General features: G+C 70.5%; 22 protein-coding genes. 8 read left to right on the plus strand and 14 right to left on the minus strand.

The window, feature by feature from the left end:
- Positions 1 to 51: 51 nt before the first annotated feature.
- The 7 genes from ACIGXX_RS16835 to ACIGXX_RS16865 all read right to left on the minus strand — a co-directional run bounded on the left by ACIGXX_RS16835 (position 52) and on the right by ACIGXX_RS16865 (position 6,175).
- Positions 52 to 618 (minus strand): DJ-1/PfpI family protein, encoded by a 567-nt coding sequence (locus ACIGXX_RS16835; RefSeq protein ID WP_366464287.1) that lies wholly within the window; start codon positions 616 to 618, stop codon positions 52 to 54.
- Positions 619 to 657: 39 nt separating this feature from the next.
- Positions 658 to 1,221 carry a DNA starvation/stationary phase protection protein gene (locus ACIGXX_RS16840; RefSeq protein WP_366464289.1) on the minus strand — a complete coding sequence of 188 codons (564 nt, stop codon included), beginning with the start codon at positions 1,219 to 1,221 and terminating at the stop codon, positions 658 to 660.
- Between the two features lie 119 nt (positions 1,222 to 1,340).
- Entirely contained in the window at positions 1,341 to 2,108 is a 768-nt protein-coding gene (locus tag ACIGXX_RS16845; protein WP_399976294.1) for a glycosyltransferase, read from the minus strand.
- Complete coding sequence (locus ACIGXX_RS16850; protein WP_366464291.1) at positions 2,105 to 2,719, minus strand: SAM-dependent methyltransferase; 615 nt, start codon at positions 2,717 to 2,719, stop codon at positions 2,105 to 2,107. Before ACIGXX_RS16850 ends, ACIGXX_RS16845 begins: the two co-directional genes overlap by 4 nt.
- Positions 2,716 to 3,489: a PIG-L deacetylase family protein gene (locus ACIGXX_RS16855; protein WP_361473941.1), complete on the minus strand. Its 774-nt coding sequence runs from the start codon at positions 3,487 to 3,489 to the stop codon at positions 2,716 to 2,718. The genes ACIGXX_RS16850 and ACIGXX_RS16855 overlap by 4 nt, the downstream gene beginning before the upstream one ends.
- On the minus strand, positions 3,486 to 4,481 hold the full coding sequence (locus ACIGXX_RS16860; protein WP_366464303.1) for an acyl-CoA dehydrogenase family protein: 996 nt from the start codon (positions 4,479 to 4,481) through the stop codon (positions 3,486 to 3,488). Before ACIGXX_RS16860 ends, ACIGXX_RS16855 begins: the two co-directional genes overlap by 4 nt.
- A gap of 368 nt (positions 4,482 to 4,849) precedes the next feature.
- Positions 4,850 to 6,175 carry an APC family permease gene (locus ACIGXX_RS16865; RefSeq protein WP_366464292.1) on the minus strand — a complete coding sequence of 442 codons (1,326 nt, stop codon included), beginning with the start codon at positions 6,173 to 6,175 and terminating at the stop codon, positions 4,850 to 4,852.
- 383 nt (positions 6,176 to 6,558) lie between these two features.
- Here ACIGXX_RS16865 and ACIGXX_RS16870 point away from each other — a divergent pair, with 383 nt between their 5' ends.
- Positions 6,559 to 6,867 carry a hypothetical protein gene (locus ACIGXX_RS16870; protein ID WP_351166696.1) on the plus strand — a complete coding sequence of 103 codons (309 nt, stop codon included), beginning with the start codon at positions 6,559 to 6,561 and terminating at the stop codon, positions 6,865 to 6,867.
- 265 nt (positions 6,868 to 7,132) lie between these two features.
- On the opposite strand, the gene ACIGXX_RS16875 is transcribed toward ACIGXX_RS16870, so the two are convergent.
- Positions 7,133 to 7,657, minus strand: a complete 525-nt coding sequence (locus ACIGXX_RS16875; RefSeq protein ID WP_361473934.1) for a hypothetical protein — start codon at positions 7,655 to 7,657, stop codon at positions 7,133 to 7,135.
- A 1,092-nt stretch (positions 7,658 to 8,749) separates the two neighbouring features.
- On the opposite strand from ACIGXX_RS16875, the gene ACIGXX_RS16880 reads away from it, so the two are divergent.
- The 6 genes from ACIGXX_RS16880 (at position 8,750) to ACIGXX_RS16905 (ending at position 15,666) form a co-directional block, all read left to right on the plus strand.
- Positions 8,750 to 10,336, plus strand: coding sequence for a SulP family inorganic anion transporter (locus ACIGXX_RS16880; protein ID WP_366464294.1), 1,587 nt, complete (start codon positions 8,750 to 8,752; stop codon positions 10,334 to 10,336).
- Between the two features lie 241 nt (positions 10,337 to 10,577).
- Positions 10,578 to 10,730, plus strand: coding sequence for a hypothetical protein (locus ACIGXX_RS16885; RefSeq protein WP_351166702.1), 153 nt, complete (start codon positions 10,578 to 10,580; stop codon positions 10,728 to 10,730).
- 75 nt (positions 10,731 to 10,805) lie between these two features.
- Entirely contained in the window at positions 10,806 to 12,041 is a 1,236-nt protein-coding gene (locus tag ACIGXX_RS16890; protein ID WP_366464295.1) for a hypothetical protein, read from the plus strand.
- A 124-nt stretch (positions 12,042 to 12,165) separates the two neighbouring features.
- Complete coding sequence (locus ACIGXX_RS16895) at positions 12,166 to 12,696, plus strand: hypothetical protein (protein ID WP_399976301.1); 531 nt, start codon at positions 12,166 to 12,168, stop codon at positions 12,694 to 12,696.
- Positions 12,693 to 13,964, plus strand: coding sequence for an MFS transporter (locus ACIGXX_RS16900; RefSeq protein ID WP_399976304.1), 1,272 nt, complete (start codon positions 12,693 to 12,695; stop codon positions 13,962 to 13,964). Before ACIGXX_RS16895 ends, ACIGXX_RS16900 begins: the two co-directional genes overlap by 4 nt.
- A 58-nt stretch (positions 13,965 to 14,022) precedes the next feature.
- Positions 14,023 to 15,666 (plus strand): flavin-containing monooxygenase, encoded by a 1,644-nt coding sequence (locus ACIGXX_RS16905; protein WP_383824536.1) that lies wholly within the window; start codon positions 14,023 to 14,025, stop codon positions 15,664 to 15,666.
- Between the two features lie 105 nt (positions 15,667 to 15,771).
- On the opposite strand, the gene ACIGXX_RS16910 is transcribed toward ACIGXX_RS16905, so the two are convergent.
- Positions 15,772 to 16,596, minus strand: a complete 825-nt coding sequence (locus tag ACIGXX_RS16910; protein WP_399976308.1) for a S1 family peptidase — start codon at positions 16,594 to 16,596, stop codon at positions 15,772 to 15,774.
- 211 nt (positions 16,597 to 16,807) lie between these two features.
- Positions 16,808 to 17,014 (minus strand): hypothetical protein, encoded by a 207-nt coding sequence (locus ACIGXX_RS16915; protein WP_351166714.1) that lies wholly within the window; start codon positions 17,012 to 17,014, stop codon positions 16,808 to 16,810.
- Positions 17,015 to 17,398: 384 nt separating this feature from the next.
- Here ACIGXX_RS16915 and ACIGXX_RS16920 point away from each other — a divergent pair, with 384 nt between their 5' ends.
- Entirely contained in the window at positions 17,399 to 18,571 is a 1,173-nt protein-coding gene (locus tag ACIGXX_RS16920) for a serine/threonine-protein kinase (protein ID WP_366464300.1), read from the plus strand.
- Between the two features lie 3 nt (positions 18,572 to 18,574).
- Here the strand turns inward: ACIGXX_RS16920 and ACIGXX_RS16925 are convergent, their stop codons facing one another.
- From ACIGXX_RS16925 to ACIGXX_RS16940, 4 genes are all read right to left on the minus strand, one after another.
- Complete coding sequence (locus ACIGXX_RS16925; RefSeq protein ID WP_351166718.1) at positions 18,575 to 19,801, minus strand: hypothetical protein; 1,227 nt, start codon at positions 19,799 to 19,801, stop codon at positions 18,575 to 18,577.
- Positions 19,802 to 20,199: 398 nt separating this feature from the next.
- A complete protein-coding gene (locus ACIGXX_RS16930; RefSeq protein ID WP_399976313.1) occupies positions 20,200 to 21,183 on the minus strand; it encodes a BtrH N-terminal domain-containing protein in 984 nt (327 codons plus the stop codon).
- 204 nt (positions 21,184 to 21,387) lie between these two features.
- Entirely contained in the window at positions 21,388 to 22,437 is a 1,050-nt protein-coding gene (locus ACIGXX_RS16935; protein WP_399976316.1) for a zinc-binding dehydrogenase, read from the minus strand.
- A gap of 327 nt (positions 22,438 to 22,764) precedes the next feature.
- The gene (locus ACIGXX_RS16940) at positions 22,765 to 23,031 is read right to left on the minus strand and encodes a helix-turn-helix transcriptional regulator (protein ID WP_351166722.1); all 267 of its coding nucleotides are present in this window, start codon (positions 23,029 to 23,031) and stop codon (positions 22,765 to 22,767) included.
- Between the last annotated feature and the right edge of the window lie 70 nt (positions 23,032 to 23,101).

Here is a 23,101-nt window from a genome sequence, read left to right on the forward strand (position 1 = left end):
ACGGTCCGTCCCGCCCCGCCCAGGATCTTTGACGCTGGATATGCCCCTTGCTCAGGAGCCGACCAGGGCCTTGTTGACGGCGCCGAGGAAATCGTCGAGGTCCTTCGGCGTCCGGGACGTGACCAGGGTGTAGCCGTTTGCGCCGTCGCTCACCACGGCTTCGTCGACCCAGCTCTTGGCACCTGCGTTGAGGACATCGGTGCGCACCGAGGGATAAGAGGTCAGGGTCTTGTCGTTCAGGACGTCGGCTTCCACCAGCGCCCAGGGCCCGTGGCAGATCGCCGCGATCGGACGACCCGATGCCGCGAACGCTTTGATCGTCTCGAGGGCCTTGGGCTGCAGGCGCAGCTGGTCGGCGTTGATGGTGCCGCCGGGGATCAGCAGCAGCTGGTGCGCGCCGGAATCCAGGGCCTCGAGCGTGGTGGTGGGCTCCAACGTCTCACCGGGATCCCGATCGCCCACCAGTGTCTGGACAGGATCTGCGGTCACGGCTGCGACGGTGACATCCGCGCCGTCCTCCCGCAGCCGGCGGACCGGCACCAGCAACTCGTCCTGCTCCACTCCGTAGTTGGTGACGAGTACCAGCACCCGGTGGCCGTTGAGCGGCGTGTCGGACATGGTGTTACACCCTTCTCTCGTTCCCCCCTGCTTGTGGTGTCAGTGGTCGATGGACTGCTTCGCGGCTTGCGTCTCGGTGCTGGCGCCGGCCGTGGCGAGGGTGCCGCCCACGGTCTCCAGGTGCGCCCGGACGAACCACTGGAACTGCTCCAGGTCACGCAGTTGCCCGATCAGCAGGTCCTCGGTGGCCGGGTCGATGTCACCGACCGTCTTGGTCGCGGCCCGCAGGTCCTGGAGTATGCCGGTGTACACCAGGTCGAGCGCGCCCAGATGGGCGATGGCATCGGCGCGGCCCAAGCTGTAGTCCTCCCAGCCGCGCTCCGCGACCAGTGCGCCCGGAGTGCCGTGGGCGACGCCCCCGAGGGCAGCCAGACGCTCGGCGACGTCATCGGCCATGTCGCGAACACGGTCGACCTGCGGGTCGATCATTTCGTGCACGGCGATGAAGTGCGGGCCCACCACGTTCCAGTGGACGTGCTTGAGCGTCAGGTGGAGATCATTGAGGGCATGCAGACGCTGCTGCAGCAGCTCGATGACCGTGCCGGCGTCCTGCACCGTGAGACCCGGGACGGTGTAGCGGGGGGTGGCGGCCTTGGAAGTCATCGTCATCTCTCCTGTCTTGTGCGGGTTTGCCGCCTCCCGGTACCCGTGATCGGCGCACGCAATCACCGCAGTCCCATCCGAACCGGTCGACGTGCATGGTGTCCGGGGCATGTCTGGCATCAGGGCCGCCTTACGGGGGCCGGTGGCCTGGGGCCGCCCGTTACAGCGGACGGATGCCATGCCGCGCAGTGCAGGGATGCCAGGAGGTCGGCGAGGCCCTCGGGGGCTCGCCCGGCGAGGCGGGCCGAGGTGTGCACGGGGTGCTGGTCGGTACGGGCGACGCGGAGCCCCGCGGCGGACAGCCGGACCGCGAGGTCGCGGTCTTCGCCGGTGGGCAGCGGAGCGAAGCCGCCCACCCGCAGGTAGGCGGCGGCCGACACACCCAGGTTCGCACCGTGCACGTGCGGGTGCTCCCACCTGCTGTCGGCCTCACCGAGCCGACGGGTGAGGAAGCAGGCGGCGTCGTGCCGGGCCACCAGGAGGGATCCGGCCGTGGTGGGAGCGAGGCGGATGGACCCCAGAACGGCGTCATAGCCCCGCCGCGCCCAGGCGGCCTGGTGAGTGAGCCAGGCCGTGGGCACGGTGGTGTCGGCGTCCGTCATGGCCAGCCACACGTCCGGACCGGCAGCGGCCAGCAGTTGCAGTGCGCGGTCGGTGCCGGCGGCCCGCGCGGCTCCCACGTTGCGGCCGCGGGTCTCCACGACCTGCGCTCCGCCGTGGGCGGCCAGGGCGGCCGTGGCGTCCGTGCACGCGTCCGCCGCCACCACGATCAGTACGGGCAGCGGCGCAGCCCGCGCGGCTGCCACCCGCACGCTGCGCAGGCAGGCGGCGATGCGGCGTTCCTCGTTGTGCGCGGGGACGACCACGGCCAGGGCTGAGGGTGTCACGCGAGACCTTCCGCGCGGGCCACGGAGAGCACCGGCCCCGGGCCTGGGGCGTGCTCGTGGACGGTGAGGGTGAAGTCGGGGTCGTCGTAGCGGGCCAGTGGGCTCAGTGCCGTCAGGGTGTCGAGCTGCCCGGCGATGTCGCGGCCCGTGCAGGTGTGCTCGGCCACCGGGTGGTTCCAGTGCACCGTGACCAGATGGCCGCCCTCGCTCAAGCTCCGCACGCTCTGGCGCAGGAGCCGCGCACGGGTGCCGGCGTCGAAGTAGTAGAGGAGTTCCGACAGCACCATGAGGTCGAAGAGCCCTTCGGGCCACTGCTCGGGCACTGCCATCCGCCGCACCGCCACGTGATCCAGCCCGGTGGTGCGCCGAGCCGTGGATTCGACGGCCGAGGCCATGCGGTCGGTGGACAGCAGCCGGCCGCAGCGGGCGGCCAGGAGCTCGGTCAGCACGCCCACCGAGCAGCCGGGCTCGAAGGCTCGCGCGTAGCGGGGGCGGGGCAGGGCCGCCACGGTCAGGGCGTACTTGCGGCGGTCGTACCAGCGCTCGCCGAGGTGCCATGGATCGGCGCTGTGGGCGTATTGGCCCTCGAAGTAGCCCGCGGGGGTGTTCAACGCATCACCGTCTCGAAGGTGCGGGTGTGATGGGCGATCTCCTGCGCCGGCAGCACCGCCGCGACGCCTGGGCCGCGCGGCTCCAGCTGGCTGGTGAACCGTGCCAGGGCTGCCTTCTTGCGGTCGAGCGCCGCTTCGCCGAGAGGCAGGACCGAGGACCGGTGCCACGGCACGCGGGGGTCGTGCGGGCGGGCCCAGTGCCACATCCACACCGGATAGGACCACACCGGCGTGGAGGTGTCGCGGCCTGCGCCCGCGGCGGCCCGGCCGGCGGCCTCGTGGTCGCTGTGCAGGTCGCCCTCCCACGGCGCCACGCATACGGCGGCCCCGACGGCGTCCAGGAGCTCGCCGATCGCCACCCGGGCCCTCTTCTCGTGCGCGTCCAGAGCCGTATCGGGCAGACCGGCATGCACAGGGGCGGGCAGATCGCCGAGCTCGCCGAGCGCCGCGGCCAGTTCGCCGCGGCGCCGGGCGGCCAGCTGCGCCCGGGCCGGTGGGGTCGCGGGCCCGTGGGACGCCTCCCCGTCGCTCAGACACAACGTGTGGACCGCCACCCCGGCCTGGACCAAGGCGGCGATGGTGCCGCCGAATCCCAGGACCTCGTCATCGGGATGGGCCGCCACCACGACGACGGGACCGGTGGGGAGGGCCACGCGCGGCAGGTGCTCCGCCAGCCGTGCTCGCCGCCACTCGGCCTCGTCGGTGCCCTGTGCGTCAATCGCCGCAGCGGCGGCCAGCCGCGCGGCGCCGACGGTCTTCGGCGTGCTCATCGCGCCGCCTCCTGCCCGGAGTCCGTGACCGCCAGGCGGCCCAGTTCGGCCAGGTTCGCCTCGGCGTGGTGCTGGCGTACGTAGACTGTCAGATCTGCCACCGCGCGGGCGTGCCGTTCGTCGTGGCACAGCGGTCCGGCGCCCGTGGCACGCCCCACGCGGTCAAGGACCTCGGTGCACACCTTCTCGGTCAAAGCCCGCACGCGCAGGCTGCGCACCCGCGCTTCCTGGCGTACGTCGAGAGGGTCGGCGTCGATGTCGTCGCCCGCCTGGCGCAGCACGGTGCCGGCCGTGTGCAGCAGCATGTCGACCGCTCCGAGATGCGCCGCCGCGTGCTCGTTCAACCGGCCCGCCGCTGCCCGCTCGTACAGCGGCGCGGCGACCGCGTGGGCGCCGCCGAGCCAGCAGGCCGCCACGCCGATCCCCCCGTGCTGGAAACCAGGCCGGGCCAGATAACCCTCCACCCCGCCGACCGCCCGCGCAGGCACGTTGGTGAACGACATTTCCAGGCTGTCGCTCCCGGCCATACCGATCGCCGGCCACGTCCCTTCCAAAGGCCTCGCGCCCGGGTGATCCAGCGCGACGGCGAACAGGCGGTAGCCGTCATCGGCGTCTGCGGTCACCAGAGCGTGGGTGCAGCTGCGAGCACCGGAGCAGTAAGGCTTGACCCCGCTGATCGTCCACTCCTGGCCGGCCGGAGTGGCGTGCGTTCCGGGCCCCGGCGGGCGCGCGGCCCAGACGCCCCACCGCTCACCTTCGGCGGGCAGGGGGTGAGCCAGGTCGTTCAAAATCGCCGCAGCGTCCAGGTGTCCCTCGGCGAGCCGAGCCAGAGACAGGTCCTGCCGCCCCAGAGCGGTGAGGGCGGCAAAACGGCGTGCCGTGGACCGGCCCGGCAGGGGAACGCGGGGCGCCTCGCGATCGACGAAGGCGGCGAACAGGTCTGCCGTACGCCGCTCCGGCGTGCGGAGGCGGTCGGGTGTTCCGGGGGGCATGGCGATCACGCGGCCTCCTGCCTCCTTCGTCGAGGGTTGCTCTCACCACAACGCAGTTGTCCGGCGGCGCGCGGTGCGGGCCGGTGGCTCAGCCCCGGTACTCGGCGGGTGATCCCATCTCCCTCTGGCCCGGAAGATGCTCTGCCCGCCGACGCCTTCGTCCTGGCTCGGCCGGTGTACCTGCCGAGAGCCGACCAGGGGCCGGCTCGGCAGGGCGTGGCAGGCGCTTTCCACAGCCCAGCATCCGACAGCACACCGGCCGCCGCCACTTCGCGAGAAGCTCCAAAGGGTCCGCGTTCCTGTCTCCGTGAGCCACCGCGAGCCACCGCGAGCCTGCCTCGCGGGCGTCCACGGGCAGGAGCTGTCGTTCAACGGCTGCGACGCACTCGTACCGCGGCGACAGCGCCCAGCAAGGCGCCGGCGGCAAGGACGATGAGCCCCCTGACCCAGACGTCCCGTTCGATCTGTGTCGCGAGCAGAACGCAGGAGGCGGCGCCCAGCACCGCAACCGCGGTCGGCGCTCGGTAATGGTCGCGCGAGACGGTGTCGCGGCGCAGGACGAGGAGCGAGGTGTTGACGAGGAAGAACACCACGAGGAGGAGCAGGACCAGCGTGGAGGCCAGGGTGTCCACGTCGCCGGTCAGGGCGAGGAGCAGGGAGAGCGCAGTCGTCGCGGCGATCGCCGCCCAGGGTGTGCGCCGGCCGGGCAGCACCTTCGTCAGAAAGAGGGGCAGGAGGCCGTCCTGTGCCATGCCGTAGGCCAGGCGTGAGGACATGATGCCGGTGAGCAGGGCGCCGTTCGCGACCGCCACCAGAGCAATGGCGCTGAAGAGTTCTGTGGGGACCCCGCCGGCCACCCGGACGACTTCGAGCAGCGGCCCGCTCGATTCGGCCAGCCTTCCGGTGGGTACCGCTGCGGCCGCGGCCGCGCCGACCAGCGCGTACACCGCGCCTGCGGTGATCAGGGCGCCGAACAGCGCTCGGGGGTATGAGCGGCGAGGGTCCTGGGTCTCCTCGGCCACGTTGACGGACGTCTCAAAGCCGACGAAGGAGTAGTAGGCGAGCACCGCCCCGCTGAACAAGGCCGCCACGGGGCCCTCTTGCGCAGTACCCAGGTCCGTCAGTCTCCCCAGGTCCCCGTCGCCACGCAGCACGATCCAACAGCCCAGCCCGATCACGAGCAGCAATCCGCCGACCTCGATGACGGTGGCGACCACGTTGGCCCGCGTCGACTCGCTGATCCCGCGCGCGTTCAGCAGCGCCAGCGCGGCCAGGAACACGATCAGCACGAGCACGATGGGGAGGGTGACGAACTCCGCCAGATAGTCACCGCCGAACCCCCGCGCCAAGGCGGCAACCGAGACGACACCGGCGGCCAGCATGCAGAACCCGGTCAGGAACCCGGCGAACGGACCGAACGCCAGGGTCGCGTAGTGGGACGAACCACCCGCGCGCGGATACTTGGTGACCAGCTCGGCGTAGGAAGCGGCGGTCAGCAGCGCCAGACACAAGGCGGCGATCAGTGGGGCCCACACCGCACCGCCGGCGTCGGCCGCGACTTGCCCGACCAGGACGTACACGCCTGCTCCCAGGACGTCTCCGAGGATGAAGAAGTAGAGCAGCGGCGTGGTCAGCGCCTTCTTGAGCGACGTCGGGGACTGGGACGCCTCTGACTGGTCAGGGGGTGCTTTCACGTGGCCCGTATACCCGCTCCGGTGTCCCACAGGCCGCGCGTCCCTCGGATGCCAGAGATCCACGCTGCTCCACGAGGACACCCTCACGCTGGTGGACACGATCGGCCGGCTGATGACGGCACGCGCCGACCGCCGACTCATCGGAGCGCGCAGTTCCGGTCGCAGTACGCAGTCACGCGCAGCCCCACGGCACCCCTCGGCCGACACCGGCCACCTGGTTCGGTACTCCCCGGCGCATGCTGCTCCGCTGCCCCTCGGGTGCCTGGCCGATGAGTGAGGGGCGGCGAACGAGCGGGCGCGGCCAAGCGTTCTGGAGCCCGTGCCTCGGGTACGCGGTCGCCTGCCTGAAGGCCGAACAACCCCCACCCAGGAGGCAGAGCAAGATGACCGCAGCTTCGTCCGCCCGGTATCCGGAAGCGGAATCCGGCCAAGCCCGGGACACGCACACAGCACGCCAAACCCAATCCGAGACGAAACCCTCCTTCAAGACCTCGGAGATGTTCGTCTACGCCGCGTCGGTGATAGCGGTCCTCATCGCTTCGCTGGCGGTCGGTGACGGCTCCGACGGGGTGGATCGCTTCCCCGCCGACCAGGCATGGCTGTACGTCACCCTGTTGACGATCGGCTACCTGATCAGCCGTGGACTGGCCAAGAGCGGAAGCCGTGAGACAACAGACACCACACGGCGGTAGCGCGATACCCACGGCCCGCGCGGGATCCCCGCGCGGGCCTCCTGCGCGTCTCCCGTGCGTCTCCCGTGCGTCACAAGCTGCCCTGTGGTCTCGCTGCCGTTTCACCCAGAGTTGGCGCTGCCCCCCCCCCGCCCGTAGGGAGCCTGGGGAATCACGCGAACTTCTGGCTGGGAAATCACGCGACCGGCCACAAGGAAATCGCTGGACCGCTTGAACCTCGCGATGGCGAGGGCGAGTTCGCGCCTTGAAGAGCGTTGGCACCAGCTCAGTGAGAGCGGCGGCGACGGTGATACGCGACCGTCAAGGCCAGCAACAGCGGGCCCCACAAGGTGAACAATCCGCTGACCGTCATCGCCAGCACGTCCCAGCCCGCGGCGTACGGGAAGCCGTCAGCGCCGCCAAGGCGAAAGGCCCCGAACACCCAGTGGACCAGCAGGGCGGAGAAGAAGAGGCCGCCTGCCGTCGCGGGGAGGATCACCGCGAAGGGCGGCACACGTCTGCCCCCCAGCTTGGGGACCCAGGTCGGCACAACTTCGCCCCACGAGCGAACCAAACCGAAGCTGACCAGGGCGACCATCTCGGACAGAACGCTGAGTCCGACGACGTAGGGAATGTTCCACGGTGACGGAGACAAGATCTCCCCGCCCATGCCGTAGCCGAAGGCGATGGGCAGGCGCCACAGGCACACCGGCAGTGCGACCAGAGGCATGGCATGGGCTGCGGCAACAGCCCACCGGGGAACGGGCCGCTGTGTCGCTGTCGTGTCGAGGTGCACCGTGTGGGTTGTCATGCGTCCACTGTGGCTGGGCAACTCACGAGCCCGGATCCACTTCACGAACGATCCGCCTCCGCCCGAGGGGCGAGAAGTGGGGTCCAGAAGTCCGACCTCGTCGCTGCCATCGCCGACGTCATGGCCAGGTCTGACGGAACTGCTGGCAGAGCCAATCGCGTGAGCGTCCACAATCCGCCCGCGCGGCGGGGGCTTCGCGCGTATCTATCCGGGCTGCTACTGCCGCGGAATGGGAACCGACTTCCGTCCCAGGAAGGGGGCAGTCGCCACCCCAGTCAGACGGCCTGCTGGCCCCGCGCCGTCTGTGGCTGGCTGACGCCCTGGGCCATGCGGCAATGGGCAACTGAGCCCCCGCCCACCGTGCTCCAGACGCAACCGGCAGGCTTCTTGATCTCTGCCGTCCGGTCTGCAAACCATCGCCAGCCGTTGTCGAGAGTGGTTATGAGCCCCTCGCTCTGCCTGTTGTGTGTTCACCAAATCGCAGGTCAGCGAATGTTATTGCCCACGCCTTGGCCGGAATGCAATCTTTCGCTTCTGAGTAATGTGATGGCAAAATGGGCGCCGCCGAGGACGTGCCGCGTACCGGAGTTCGCTTGATCCGTCTTTCCGCAGTGCTGCTCCTCTCCGACCCGACCTGACCCGACCACACCGTGCCGGCGCCCGACGCTGCTCCGGCGCAGGAGGCAGGCCATCATGAAGTCACCGCTCGCCCCCACGCGACGGCGGACACGACCGGGGCCGTACTTGGCCTTGTCGCCGCGCACGACGGAAGACCGCAGGATCGCCACCGCGCCTGCGAGCACCCTGGCACCGGCCAACCGGCTCCAGACCCACGGCGCTTCGGGCGGCGCACCGAGATCCTCACCGGCTTCCGGCCCATGCCGCACAGTCCTGCAGCCCGGTCCGCGCATGTCGTCCGGGCGTACCGGACCTGCCTGAGCGCCCCAGTTCCGTACCGCTGCAAGCCGCGCCTTGTCCTCGGCCGGGCAGGGCTGCCCGGCCATGCCGCGCCGTGCCCCGGAGGTGCTCCCTACGTAGCAGCGGCCCCCCGTACTGGCCCGTTCCTTCACGCCGACAAAGGAACCCCCACTCATGGCTTCGACTCGCTCCTACCTGCGTGACACCTTCGGTGAGTTACGCAGGCCGGGTGTCCTGCGCCTGGACGTGCTCGCCTCGCTCGTCGTCTTCCTTGTGGCGCTGCCGCTGTGCGTCGGGGTGGCCGTGGCGTCCGGTGTTCCGGCCGAACTCGGCCTGGTCACGGGCATCGTCGGCGGGCTGGTCGTGGGTTTCTTGCCCGGCAGTGCCCTCCAGGTCAGCGGCCCTGCGGCCGGACTGACCGTGCTCGTCTTCGAGGCGGTGCAGGCGTTCGGCCTCGGGATGCTCGGCGTGATCGTGCTCCTCACGGGCGTGCTCCAGATCGCGCTCGGCCTGTTGCGCTGCGGACGCTGGTTCCGCGCGATCTCCGTCTCCGTCGTCCAGGGCATGCTGGCCGGCATCGGGCTCGTTCTGATCTTCGGGCAGCTGTACACGATGGCCGGTCTGCAGCAGCCTCGCTCCGGCCTCGACAAGGTTCTCAACGCGCCCCGCCTGGTCGTTGACGCGCTGCGGGACAGCGGTGCCCTGGCCTCAGCCGCCGTGGGCCTGGGCACCGTCGCCGTGCTCGTGCTGTGGCCCAGGCTGCCCGCGCGGGCGCGGCCGGTGCCCGCGCCGCTGGCGGCCGTCGCGCTCGCCACCGGCACGGTCGCCGCGTTCCGGCTGGACGTGGCGAACGTGACGGTGCGGGGGCTGTTGGGCACCCTTCAGGCTCCAGGCCTGGACGATGTGGCCGCGCTGGGTGCGGTGGCCGTCATCGGGACCGTCATCGCCTTCACCCTCATTGCCTCCGCCGAGTCCCTCTTCAGCGCGGCGGCCGTGGACCGGATGCACGACGGACCCCGTACCCACTACGACAAGGAGTTGGTGGCCCAGGGCGTCGGCAACAGTGTGTGCGGGCTGCTCGGCGCACTGCCCATGACGGCGGTGATCGTACGCAGTTCCGCCAACGTGCAGGCGGGCGCACGCACGGCACTCTCGCGCATCTTGCACGGTGCCTGGCTGCTGTTGTTCACGGCGCTGCTGCCCGTGGCGCTCGGCGTCATCCCCCTCGCGGCCCTGGCGGGCGTCCTCGTGCACGCGGGCTGCAAGCTCATTCCGGTCGAAGAGATCCGCCGGCTCGTGCGCCTGGACCGCGGCGAAGCGGTGATCCTGAGCGTCACCGCCGTGGCGATCGTGGTGGCCAACCTGTTCGAAGGTGTCCTGCTGGGCCTGGCGATGGCGATGGGCAAGTCGGCGTGGGACACCTCGCACGTCCAGGTCGACGTACGCGAACTGACCGGCGGGCGGCTGGTGGTGGCGCTGACGGGGTACGCCACCTTCCTGCGGTTGCCGCGCATTCTCGAGACGCTGGAGGCGCTGCCGAAGGACCGTCCGATCGAGCTGGACCTCACGGGTTTGCACCACCTCGACCACGCCTGCCGGTCCACGCTGGAGAGTTGGTCGGTCCGGCACAACGACGCCGGGACCGAGCCCGTCCGCCTGACCTCCGGGCCGGGCGGGAGTGTGGGTGCCGATCCGGCGGCAGGAGCCGTGGAGTCAGGCCACGTCCATCTGGCAGAACCACCCGATGGGGGACGTGACTGATCTCAGGAGCGCCGCACTACGGAGTGCGAAATTGCAGGTGACGGGCCCGACGGGAGTTCGTTCGCGACGGGATGCTTCGCCCTGCCCATGGTGGGCCGAGCGGTACGAGTAGCCATTTCGAGCCACCCGACTTGACTATCCCTTGACAGTTGATTGACTTGATCTTTACCTTCGATCTGCGGTCGATGAAGATCCATTTCGTTGCCCGTTCCGCATATCCCGGCACTCGAGGAGGTCCGTCATGGACAAGCTCATCAAGCAGATGACCCAGGACACCAACTGGTCGAAATGGGTGGCCGCCAACTCGGCGCAGGGCGCCAAGGACGGCTGCATCAGCGCCACCCCGAAGGACGGCTGCATCAGCGTCGCCGGCAAGAGCGGCTGTATCTCCTGACCCACGCCTTGCTCACGCCGGGGCCGCCGCCCCTTCTCGGCGGCGGCCCCGGCCCGCCACCCCCTCGGAGAACACATGAGCCCGCTGCCGAGCCCGCACGTCGTCGACCGGGTCCGGGACATCCCGGTCTATCGCGAGTCCGTCGCCCGGGGAGACTTCCCGATCCTGGAGAAGACCGAGATCGCCCGTGGCTTCCCCGACAACTGGATGACGCCCGGCCTCGCCGCGGCGCTGGAGTCGGGCGAGGCGGAGTACGTCCTGTCGACCGGCACCAACCACGCCAGGATGCAGCTGATCAGACCGCCGTACTTCCTGCTCCGCTCCTACTACCGGCTGTGGAGCGAACACCCCGACCTGCGCGCCACCTGGGAGGCAGGCGCCAAGCGCATCTCCCTGACCACCGTGCTCGCCACCGAGCACGTCGCCCGCGTCAACGCCAAGAAGCCGGGCGCCACCCCGGGAGAGCGCTGGCTCGACGACCGCACGCTCTACCTCAACAACACCCTCGATCCGGCCGACTGGGACCGCGCGGAGGTCCGCCGCATGCTCGCCGAAATCCGCGCGATCAGCGACGCCCACCCCACCGGCACCTATCACCTGGACTGCTCGGGCTACCACCTCGCCCACCTCGTACAGAAGGTGGAAGCCTGGGGGCTGTGGGACGAGTTCCCGCAACCGGGCAGCATCGTCCACGCCTACGAGTACACCCCGCTGAACGTACGCGCCCTGCTGCACCGGCACTTCGACTGCCCCGTCGTGGACCTCTTCGGCAGCACCGAACTGGGCTATCTCTACTCCAGCGCCCCCCAGACCGGCCGCTACCGGCCGCACCTGGAGGACATGAGCGTCGAGCTCATCCCCGTCGCCCCCGGCAGCGGCATCCACTGCCTCATCGTCACCAGCCTGCGCAACCCCTTCATGCCGCTCGTGCGCTACCGCTCCGGCGACTGCGTGCGCACCTCCGACGGCTCCGCCGACCCCGGGCGCATCACCGCCTTCTGCGGCCGGGAGAAGGAACTGCTCGATGCACCGGGCGGACCCGTCGCCCAGGCCGACCTCGACGCCCGCGTCCACGAGGCGTCCGATCGCGTCTTCCTCGCCCAACTGCGCCTGTCCGCACCAGACGACGGCGCCGACGACGCCACCCTGCGCTACTCGACCTTCGACGGCACCCCGCTCGATACGGCGCACACCGAACATCTCGAAGAGGCCGTCGGGGAACTCACCGGCCGCCCCTGCACCCTGGAACACCGCACTGACCTGCCGATCGGCCGCTCCGGCAAGTACGTCTGGCTGGCGCGTCCCTCCTGACCGGCGCCGCGCACACCGCGCCGCGCACACCGCGCCGCGTACGCCCACCTCCAGGCCGGCGGGCTCTTCTTCGGCCCTCCTTCGCTGACCACCGTCGCCCCACGCCCGAACAGGACTCCGCCCCGTGACCACATCAGCAATTCCGGCCCCCACCGCCGAAGACCTCCTGGGCAGCGCGCTGCACGGGGAGGCCGTCGACTACTTCACCGCGAAGACGGAGCATCACCGCACCCATGTCGAGCACCAGGTGCGCGAGTGTCTGCGCTGCCTGTACCTGGTCTCCAGCCATCCCGAGCGGCTCGGCGGACTGTTCCTGCCGGTGGAGCAGGAGATCGACGAGATCTGGCACTTCCTTATCCTGCAGACCCGCGAGTACCGGGAACTGTGCGAACAGCGCCTGCCCGGCGGGCACTTCATCCACCACCGCAGCATCGCCTACACCGACTACCAGGGCGGCGGCGACCGGGCCGACGAGGGACGCCAGGTCGCGGCGGAAGAAGCCCTGCGCTGGATTCCGCTCTACACCGCCGCGTTCGGCCCCTTCGACCAGGACGCGCTCCCGCACTGGACCATCGTCCGCTTCCTGTACCAGGAGTTGGGCATGAGCCTGGCCGAGATCTCCGCCCTGGAACCCTCCGACGGAACCACCGCATGACCTCGGCGGCCCGCACCCCGCCGTTCGCCGCACCCGAGGTGCAACGCCGCATCCTGACCGTGCTCGTCGCCTCGCAGGCCCTGGGCGGCGCCGGAATGGCGGCGGGCATCACCGTCGGCGCGCTGCTGGCACAGGACCTCCTGGGCTCCACCGGCCTCGCCGGACTGCCCGTGGCCCTGTTCACCGCGGGAGGAGCCCTCGGCGCCCTGCTCATCGGCCGGATCTCCGAGCGGTGGGGACGCCGCCCCGGGCTCGCCCTGGGGCACGCGGCCGCCGCCCTGGGCAGCATCGGCGTGATCGCCGCCGCCTGGGCCCGCACCGTACCGCTGCTCCTGCTCGCCCTCTTCGTTTACGGCGCCGGCACGGTCACCGGCCTGCTCGCCCGGTACGCCGGAACCGACCTCGCACCGCCCGAGAAGCGCGGCCGCGCCACCGGCACCGTGCTCCTGGCCACCACGCTCGGCGCGGTGGCCGGGCCCGCCCTGGTCGGCCCCACCCAAACCCTGGCCCACTCTCTCGGCCTGCCCCGCCTCACCGGCCCCTTCCTGCTGGCCGCGGTCGCCTACACGGCCGCCGCCCTCGTCGTCGCCCGCTGGCTGCGCCCCGATCCGCTCCTGCTCGCCCGCAGACACCAGCAGGATGCCGTTGGGCCGCAGGTGGGCGGGCAGCGCGTGGGCCGCATCGGGACCGGGGTCGTCACCGGAGCAGCCGTGATGATCAGCGGGCAGCTCGTGATGATCGCCATCATGACGATGACCCCGGTGCACCTCACCCACCACGGACACAGCACACAGACGGCCGGGATGGTGATCGGCCTGCACGTGGGCGCCATGTTCCTGCCCTCGCCCCTGACCGGTCTGGTGGTGGACCGGATCGGAAGCCTGCCGGTGGCCGCGTCCTCCGGAGGCGTACTGCTCATCGCGGGACTCCTGGCCGCCCTCGCGCCGCCCACCGGAGCCGTCGGAACCGCCCTGCTGGGCACCGCCCTCGTGCTGCTCGGCATCGGATGGAACATGGCGCTGGTCAGCGGCACCGCGATGGTCACCGAGGCCGCGCCCGCCGAGGCACGCGCCTCCACGCAGGGTCTCGTCGACGTGGGAATGTCTCTCGCCGGAGCCACCGGCGGCATGGTCTCCGGCCTTGTCGTGGCAGGCGGCGGCTACCCGCTGCTGGCCGCCTGCGGCGGCGTGCTCGCGCTCGCCGTGATCCCCCTCACGGCCCTCGCCGCCCGCCCCCGGCACACCGCCCCACGCCCGACCGCGAGTTGACGCACCTCCGCAGCCGCGTGCGTCGGCCCCGCCCCCAGCGATCCGTCAGGAGAACGGCATGCCCAGCGTCCCCCCGTCCTCGTCATCGCCCACTGTCCCGCAGCTCGACGCCGTCGTGGTGGGGGCGGGCTTCTCGGGCCTGTACCAGCTCTACCGCCTGCGCGAACTGGGCCTGACGGTCCGCGTCCTGGAGGCGTGCGACGACATCGGCGGTACGTGGCACCGCAACCGTTATCCCGGCGCGCGCTGCGACATCGAGAGCACGTCCTACTCCTACTCCTTCTCGCCCGAGCTGGACCAGGAGTGGGAGTGGAGCGAGCGGTACGCCACGCAGCCAGAACTCCTGCGCTACCTCCACCACGTCGCGGATCGCTTCGGACTGCGGGAGCACATCACGCTGCGCACCCGCGTGACGCGTGCGGTGTACGACGAGGACGACCACCTCTGGCAGGTCACCACCGACACGGGGGAGAAGCTCACCACCCGGTTCGTCATCCTGGCAACCGGCTGCATGTCGGCCGTCAAGGAGCCGGACATCCCCGGCGCCGCCGCCTTCGAGGGCCGGGCCCTGCACACCGCCGACTGGCCCCACGAGGGCGTCGACCTCACCGGCCGGCGCATCGCGGTGATCGGCACCGGCTGCTCCGGCGTCCAGGCCATCCCGCTCCTCGCCGAGCAGGCCGCCGCCCTCACCGTCTTCCAGCGCACCCCGGTCTACGCGCTCCCCGCCCACAACCGTCCGCTGTCCGCCCAGGAGAACGCCGAACTGAAGGCACGCTACCCGCAGTTCCGCACCGCCCAGCGGCAGTCCAGGGGCGGCACCGTCTTCGCCCCGCCCACCCGGTCCGCTCTGGAGGCCGACGACGCCGAGCGCACCGCCACCTACGCGGAGGCCTGGGAGTCCGGCCTGCTCAGCGGACTGCTGCGGACGTACAACGACATCCTCGTCGACGCGGACGCCAACGAGACCGTCGCCGAGTTCGTCCGCTCCAAGATCCGCTCGATCGTCACCGACCCCGAAACGGCCGAGACGCTGTCACCGCGCGGCCTGCCCTACGGCACCAAACGCCCCTGCCTGGACACCGGCTACTACGCCACGTACAACAAGCCGCATGTCAGCCTCGTGGACCTCGCCAAGACCCCGATCGTGCAGATCACACCGAGCGGCATCAGAACCGCGCAGCGGGACCACACCGTCGACGTGATCGTCTTCGCCACCGGCTTCGATGCCATGACCGGATCACAGGTGGCCATCGACATCGTCGGCAAGGGCGGCACGACACTCCAGGACAAGTGGGCCGACGGCCCGCGCAACCATTTGGGTCTCCTGTCGGCCGGCTTCCCCAACCTCTTCACCGTGATCGGCCCGCTGAGTCCGTCCGTGCTCAGCAACGCGGTGGTGGCCATCGAGCAGCATGTGGAGTGGATCACGGACTGCATCGCGCACCTGCGGGAGGGCGGCCTGACCGAGATCGACGCCACCGCTGACGCCGAGCAGGAGTGGTGCGCGCACGTCGCAGACCTCGCCGATCTGACGCTCTACCCAGCCGTCGCCTCCTGGTACACAGGGGCGAACGTACCGGGCAAGCCCCGGGTGTTCCTGGCTTACACAGGCGGCCTGGACCGCTACCGGAAACAGTGCGACGCCGCCGCCCTGGACGGATACCGCGGTTTCACCCTGACCCCGCTGGCAGGCGTCTGACGGTGTCGTCCCAGGGCGGGCGTTGAGCAGGGGCCATCCCCGCACCCGCGGGGATGGCCCCGGTTCTGATGGCGTAGGCGCCGATGTTCGCGGGAATGTCCGGGTTCAGTGGTGGTGGTTTGTCGTTTTGTGGATCCAGTTCGCGTAGGCGGGTGCGCTGGTGTAGAGCCCCGGGCCCTGACTGCAGCGCACGCCGGGGGCGCCGGGGCCCGAGGTGACGCCGATGAGTTCCCAGCGCCCGTTGGGGCTCTTCTGCACTTGGGGGCCGCCCGAGTCGCCGTTGCAGGCCATGGCGTGGGGTACCTGGCTGATGGTGCACAGGCGGGTGCTGTCGGCGTAGCCGGGTGCGCACTGGGAAGGCGCGCCTCTGCGGGTGTCGAGTTCCTGGAGGCGGTCGGGGAAGACCCAGCCGGTGGGGTCGGGTGTGTCGTCGGTGGTGCCGAAGCCCAGGATCCGGGTGGGGGTGCCGGGCCGCCCCGGCTTGCCGGCGAGGGGGATGGGTTTCTCGGCGACCGGGCGGTTCAGGCGGATCAGAGCGAGGTCGTTGCGGTTGGGGCCGGCGTTCTCGCCGTTGCGGTAGCCAGGATGGGACACCGTTTTCGCGATGGACCGGACCGTGCCCCCGGACGTCCTGTGTTCACTGCCGATCCGGACGGTGCCGTCCAGGGTGACCAGTGCCGGATCCACGCAGTGGGCAGCGGTGAGCACCCACTGCGCATCGATCAGCGAACCTCCGCAGACCCCCTTGAACGTGGGGTCGTCCGCGCCGGTCACCGGGATCGACACCATGGCGGGGTAACGCTGCGTGGAATCCTTCCCGTTGACGATGGCTTCGGCACTGGGGGCCATCATGGCGGCGCAGGCCGCTGCGGCCAGGGCCACCGCGGCGGTACGGGCCGCTGTGCGGCGCGAGGAATTCGAGCTGAACACGGGTTCTCCGATCAAGGGGCAGGTGCGACGTGCTCAGCCTCCGCGATCAAGAGGAGCGGAACCATCCGGTCAGCTGGTCTGTGCCCGGTGCGGTCAGCGGGCCTGTACGGGGTAGGGAGAACCCCAGCCCGTACGGGGTGGGGAGACCGGCTGGCACCCGCTGGCCCGCCTCCCGGGCGACACGTGGCACCGCGGCCCGGCAGGCACCGAATCATGAATCCTCCGAGCGGACTCCGGTGGGCCAGACGGTGAGTTGATCTCCTGTGTGCGTGACGGTGCGGCCCGCAAGGAACTCCTGGAGTGCCGCGATCTCGTCGCCCTCGAAGTATCCGGTCGCGGTGATCACACCGGTGAGGTGAAGCGTGACCTTCGCGGTCCCCGGCGGCCAGATCAGGATCACTTCTCCGTCACGGGTCACCTGCCGTGCCGGTGCTGAGGCGCGTACGCGTTGCAGGTCGGCGTCGTCGAAGGGGCCCTCTAATCGGATGAGACCTGCGCGGCGGGTGAGCCTGCGCGTACGGGCGGGCCACTGTCCCTCACGGGCGGATTGCTGGGCATCATCCGTACCGCGAGATGGATTGCGAACGGGAATGTCACTGTGTCGTCTGAGCATGCGTGACTCCAGATCCTGTCAATTCAAGGGTGGTTGGCCGACTCCGTGAGGCGCACTGGAAGCGTATGTATTTACGTCAGCAAACTCAAGTGGTTGGGTGGGGGTCGGGTACAGGATTCAGGCGGGTTGCATCCCGGGTGGTGCGCCGCGTATGACCGAGCAACGGCCGTAGGGGAGTTGGGGGAGAGGATGACTGGGAGCCCACTGTTCGCGGGGCGGTATGTGCTGGTCGATGAACTCGGACGGGGCGCCTTCGGGCTCGTCTATCGCGCCTGGGACATCCGTGAACAGCGGTACGTCGCGGCCAAGATGCTGCAGCAGTCCCGGGCCCACAATCTGCTCCGGTTCGTCCGCGAGGGCGCCCGGCGCATCGAGCACCCCCACGTCGTGACGCCGTCCGGCTGGGCCGCAGCCGACGACAGGGTTTTGATCGTCATGGACCTCGTGGATGGCGGCACGCTGGCGAGTCTGGTCGGTGACTATGGGCCGCTGCCGCCCCGCTATGTACTCACGCTCGTCGACCAGGTGCTCGCCGGACTCGAAGCCGTCCACGCGCAGCGGATCGTGCACCGGGACATCAAACCGGGCAACCTCCTGCTGGAGGCCACCGGGTGGAAGGAACCGCGGGTGCGCATCGGCGACTTCGGTCTCGCGCACCAGGTCGGCGACATCCGCATCACCCAGGCCCACCAGGTCATCGGCACCCCGGGCTATATTGCCCCCGAAAGCTACGACGGTGCCGAGCCGGACCCGCGGTTCGACCTCTTCGCCGTGGGTGTGGTCGCCCTCCAGCTGCTCCTGGGAGAACACCTGGATGCCCCCGCCCTCGCGGAGGCCTTCGAAGACGGCGGCACGCCACCTGCCGCCCCCGAGCAGGTTCCTGATCCGTGGTGGCAGGTGCTTGCCCGGCTGCTGCACCCAGATCCGCGGCTGCGCCTCGCCAGCGCGACCCGGGCCCGCAAGGCCCTCGCCGCGATCGCACCGCGGCTGCCTGAGCCGGACAGCGACAGCGCGATCGAGGTATTCGACCAACTCCCGCCCCTGCCCAACGGCTTCGGCCCCACCGGCCCGATCATTACCGAGCCGGCGCCGCCCTCCGCCGCGACGCCGCAGCCGACCTCCCACACCATGCACCTACGCCGACGCGCACCCGTGCCGATCGCCTCGCGGCCTGAGTCCGTGACCGCCCCGCCACACCCGCCGACTGCCGCAGTCACTCCACCGCCACGGCCGCTGCCCCCGCCCCTCGCATCCGACGCGAGCGAAGCGCTCCGCCCCGCCGGCGTGCCATCCGGGACGGGCATACTCACCGTGCTCGGCCTGCTCCTGATCGGTTTGGGCATCTGGGCCTGGCTGGCCTGAACGCTACGCCGTCCGGCGCCGCGCGCGCAGCACGCGGCCGGCAGAGACGGCCAGGAGCAGCGCACCAGCGGTGAACGAGCCGGTCGCCAGCATCATCCTCCCGCCCCCGTCGGCAGTCTCGGTTGCCGCGGGGCGTCCAGTCGTCGGCGCAGGAGGCTGCCCGCCCGGGACCTCGAAGACGCCCGGGTCGCCGGCGTAAACGGGTCGTTTGCGGGCCGAGCCCTCGATGTCCAGGTGCACCGTCAGTCGCAGCGGCTTCCTGCCCCACGTGGGGGCGAGTTCAGGGGAGGCGGTCACCTGCACGAAGTACCAGCCGGGAAACCGCATCGCTGCCGTTTTGCGTTCTCGGTCGCTCCTGTTCTCGTACGCCACGGGCGGCAGCGCGTCCAGGCCGGCGGTGGCCGGCTGGCCGTGGTAGCTCGTCGAGGTGCCTTCCACCTTCATCCGTGCCGGGTTGTACACCGTGACCGACAATCCGTTCGCCACGTACGGCCCCTTCTTCTGCCCGGCGAGCTCTGCGTCAGCCGTCAGCCGCTGCCCCCAGTCGACCGGAACCCGGTAGAACCGGGACTGCCCAGGGGTGATCTCACCGGTCACCGCGCCCTCGCGCACCCGTGCCGCGACCGCGAATCCTGCCCCGCCCTCCACTGGGGTCGGGCTGCCGTCCGGCGCGGAGGGACGGGGGCTGCGCGCAGCGGGGCCGTCGCCTCGCGACTTCTTCAGCGGAGGCTCGGCGTCGACACGCAGATCAAGCCCCCACGGGGCAGCTCCGGCGCGCTGACGGTAGCGGGAGACGGCCACGAAATACGGGCCGGCCCGCTGACACTTGGCCTCCGCCGCGCCCTTGGTCGGCGCGATCATGCGGCTCGCGGAGGCGGCGAGCGGCTGCGCGGATCCAATCGCGAACCCCGCGCCCTGACGGTCGCAGCGGTTGCCGTCAGCGTCGACGAGCGTGACCTGCAGCGAGTTTGTCGGCGTGCGCTCGGTCCCCGGACCGGGGATGCCCACCACCGACACGTACGTGTGTGACTTCGCATCGAGCGCGACGCGGAAGTAGACCGGTTCGCTGCCCGAGAGCGTGCTGCGATACGGCGTCCCTGTGGCTAGCTCGGGGGCGCTGAGCAAGCTGGAACTACCGCGGACGGTCTGCGCGTCGGGATCATAGCCGTAGGAGTCTGACCCCGGGGCCGCGTTCGCCGGCGGAACCATTGACGCGCCGGCAAGGACCACGAGGCCCAGGACACCCCGTAACCAGACCCTGTTCCGTGCCCCCACCAAGCCCCTCCCGAACACTGCGCCACAGCGTGCCCTGCTCTGCCGCGCGCCTTCAACTCACGGGCAGCGGCGCCTCGTTCACATGACCGATATCCTGCCGTCTGCGGCGCTGGACTGTCTGGCCAACTGGGTGGCTGGTTGCGAACTGGCCGGAGGAACGGGTGCCGTACAGGAGACCGGCCGGCACCCGAAGGCACCGCACCCGCGCCGCGACAGGGCGACGCCTCACCGCTCCCGTGCCGCGTATGCCGCAGGGCCGAGCCCTCGCCGAGCACAGCTGCAGCCCGTCGACGCGGATGCGGATGCTGCGCGAGTTCGGCCAACACGTCCGTGGTGGGGGTGCGTTGCAGCGTCTAGAGCATGCTGAGCGCCTGCATGGCCTCGCCTTCAATGCGGGAGAGTTCGTGCAGGAGTGAACCGGCCTGCACGAGGTGCGTCGTCTCTCCGGAGTCGCCTGCCGTTGCGACGAGTGCGGCCACCTGCGACCAGAGGCCGGCGGCCTCGCCGTACAGGCTGTGGCCGGTGCGCAGGTGCTTGCTGTCGATCAACTGGGCGCACTCGGCGAGGAAGTCGCGGTAGAGGTTGCGGAACAGGGCGCCGCCGGTGCCGGCCCTCTCCATGAGGACGGCCGCCCGCGGCAGGTCCTCCCGCGGATTGTCGCTGCGCTGGAGCCACCTCGGGACGAGCTGGGCGGCCTTCTCGATGCCCCGGTAGCCCAGGTTGGCGATGGGCGGGTGGAGGAAGGCGTCGGCGCAGGTCTTGATCGCGGGGACGATCCGGTCCTGGAGCGGCGGCAGGCTGCCGGGCGCCGTGATGGTGAAGGAGCGGTGTCTGGCGGTCATGGGGCCGCGCTCGGCCCTGGCGCGGGCCAGGGCTTCGAGGCTGGTCGTCACGGCCCCGCCCTGCGGGGCGGTGTCCACCAGGTAGGCGCTCTGGTCGTCGTAGCCGTACATGGCGACGACGTGTCCGCCGAAGTGCACCTTGGTGGTGAAGTAATCCAGGTGGTAGCTGTCGAGCTGAAGGCCGACCGGCCGGCCGGCGTCGAGGGGGGCCGTTACGTTCTGCCATGCCTTGCGCGGCGAGGTGGTCTCCGCGACCACCAGCTCGAGCCCCAGTACGTTGGCCAGATTCCGGGTCAGCTCGAACGGCTTGACCCGGCCTCCCAGGAAGGGAAAGCCCATCGCTTTGGTGTCCCAGTAGATGAAGGACAGCCCGGAGCCGAGGCCGAACAGCAGGGGCTCGGACACGTCGAGTCCCTCACGGCGCAGCAGCACGCCCAGGGCCGTCGTCTCACAGTGCTGCATGCCGCGGGCATCGACGTCTTTCACCATGCTCATGCTGCTCATTGTTCCTCTTGTACTGGACGGCAATGCCGCGGACGGGCATACGCGACGCCGCACCGGGCCGACCCACTTGCCGAGAGCGAACTGCTTCTCAAGCGCCCGGACTTCGCCACGCTGTGGGAACGCTAGGACGTCGGTGGGGCTTGAGTCTGGCCAGTTTCCGCTGGTAGCTGCTCCCGTGACCCGCCGGACGGAGACTCAGGGGTGCATGACGATCTTGCCCACGTGCCCCCTGCGGGCGAGTTCTTCCTGCGCCTGAGCGGCCTGTTCCAGGGGGAAGGTCGCGGCGATGACCGGTTGCACCTCGCCCCGACGCGCCAGGTCCATGAGGAGACCGAAGTGGGCGGGCGTGTGCATCGCGGACCCGATGACCTGGGCGTTGTGCAGGTAGAGGCGACGCACATCGAAGGTCACGTCGTATCCGCCGAGTGCGCCGGCGATCACCCACCGGCCGCCTTCGCGCAGCAGCGGCAGCCCCTCGCCGACCAGCTCGCCGGCCACGACGTCGAGGGCGACGTCGATGCCCTCCGGGGCGGCGGCGCGGAGCTGCCCGGCGATGTCCCCCGCGCGGTCGATGACCTCGTGCGCGCCTGCCGCGCGCACCGCATCGATCTTGGCTCCGCTGCTGATGGCGACCACCCGGGCGCCGCGCGCACGGGCGATGTGCACCAGCGCGATACCGACGCCGCCGGAGGCTCCCGAGACCAGGGCGGTCTCGCCCCTCCCGAGCCGGCCTCGTTCGATCATGCCCAGCGCCGTGCCGTAGGCGGTCGGCAGCGTCGCGAGCTGGTCGTCGGTGAGAGGTGATTCCGTGACGTCGTGGACGCGCTCGGCCGACGCTGTCACGTACTGGGCATACCCGCCGTCACGTTCGCTGCCCATCCGGCCCACCGGGTTGGCGTCCGGCCCTTCGCTGTCGTAGATCGCGGGGTCGACAACCACGCGGCGTCCGACCAGCCTTCCCTCCACTCCGGCCCCGACGGCCACGACCTGGCCGGCCACGTCGGCGCCCTGGATGCGGGGGAAGTCGATCGGGCCGCGCCAGCCCGATGTCGCCTTCGGGTCTCCCGGCAGACCGTAGGCGCCCTCCCGGGTCCACAGGTCGGTGTTGTTCAGTGCCACCGCGGCGACCTGGACGAGCACCTCGCCGGCTTGAGGGGCGGGGACGGGGACATCCGTCAGTTCAAGAACCTCCGTCCCTCCGTGCCCCGTGATTCGCACCGCACGCATGAACTGGGGCGTACTCATTGCTTGAACCTCCCACGGGTATACCGATCGGTTTACATCTTCCACCGTACACCGATCGGTATAGGGGCTCCGTAGTGCCGACCTGCACGAGGCGAAGCTGACCCGGCTCGATGCCGTACTCCGCCCCATGGTGATCCACCTCGGCCCGCCGTGTTCGGTGGGATCGCCGGGCGGTCCAGCTCCCTGTGATCGTCTCTCTCGGCGGCGGGAAATCCTGGCCGAGCCCCGCGAGGGGACTGGTCGTCCTCGGCGCGCCGGACGTCGCGCCGGACGTCGCGCCGCACGACGCGCCGCACGACGCGCCGCCGCCGGTCCTGGCTGCTCGGCCTACTCGGCGACAGCGCCGGAGTCCGGCGGAAGTTCGAGATCCGTCGTCTCGCGCGACCGGGTCGCGATGCTGCCCGGCGCCCAGCCGAGAACTTCCTCGAAACGGCGGGCCGCGAAGGGAAGGGGCAGGGCTCCGCGATCACTCTCGTGAAGCCTGATGGTCGCACGACTCAACCGCGTGCGGTGCGCAAGCTCCCGTTCGGAGATCCCCTCGGCCTCCCGGAACTCGATGAGAGCTTTCGCCAGCTCCTCGGATTCATCGCTCATGGCCACAGCATTGCGCATCACGAACGCTCCATCGGCATCCGGTGATCCGACCCCATGAGCCGGAGTGAGC

The sequence above is a fragment of the Streptomyces sp. NPDC055243 genome (assembly GCF_044544025.1).
GTDB lineage: Bacteria > Actinomycetota > Actinomycetes > Streptomycetales > Streptomycetaceae > Streptomyces.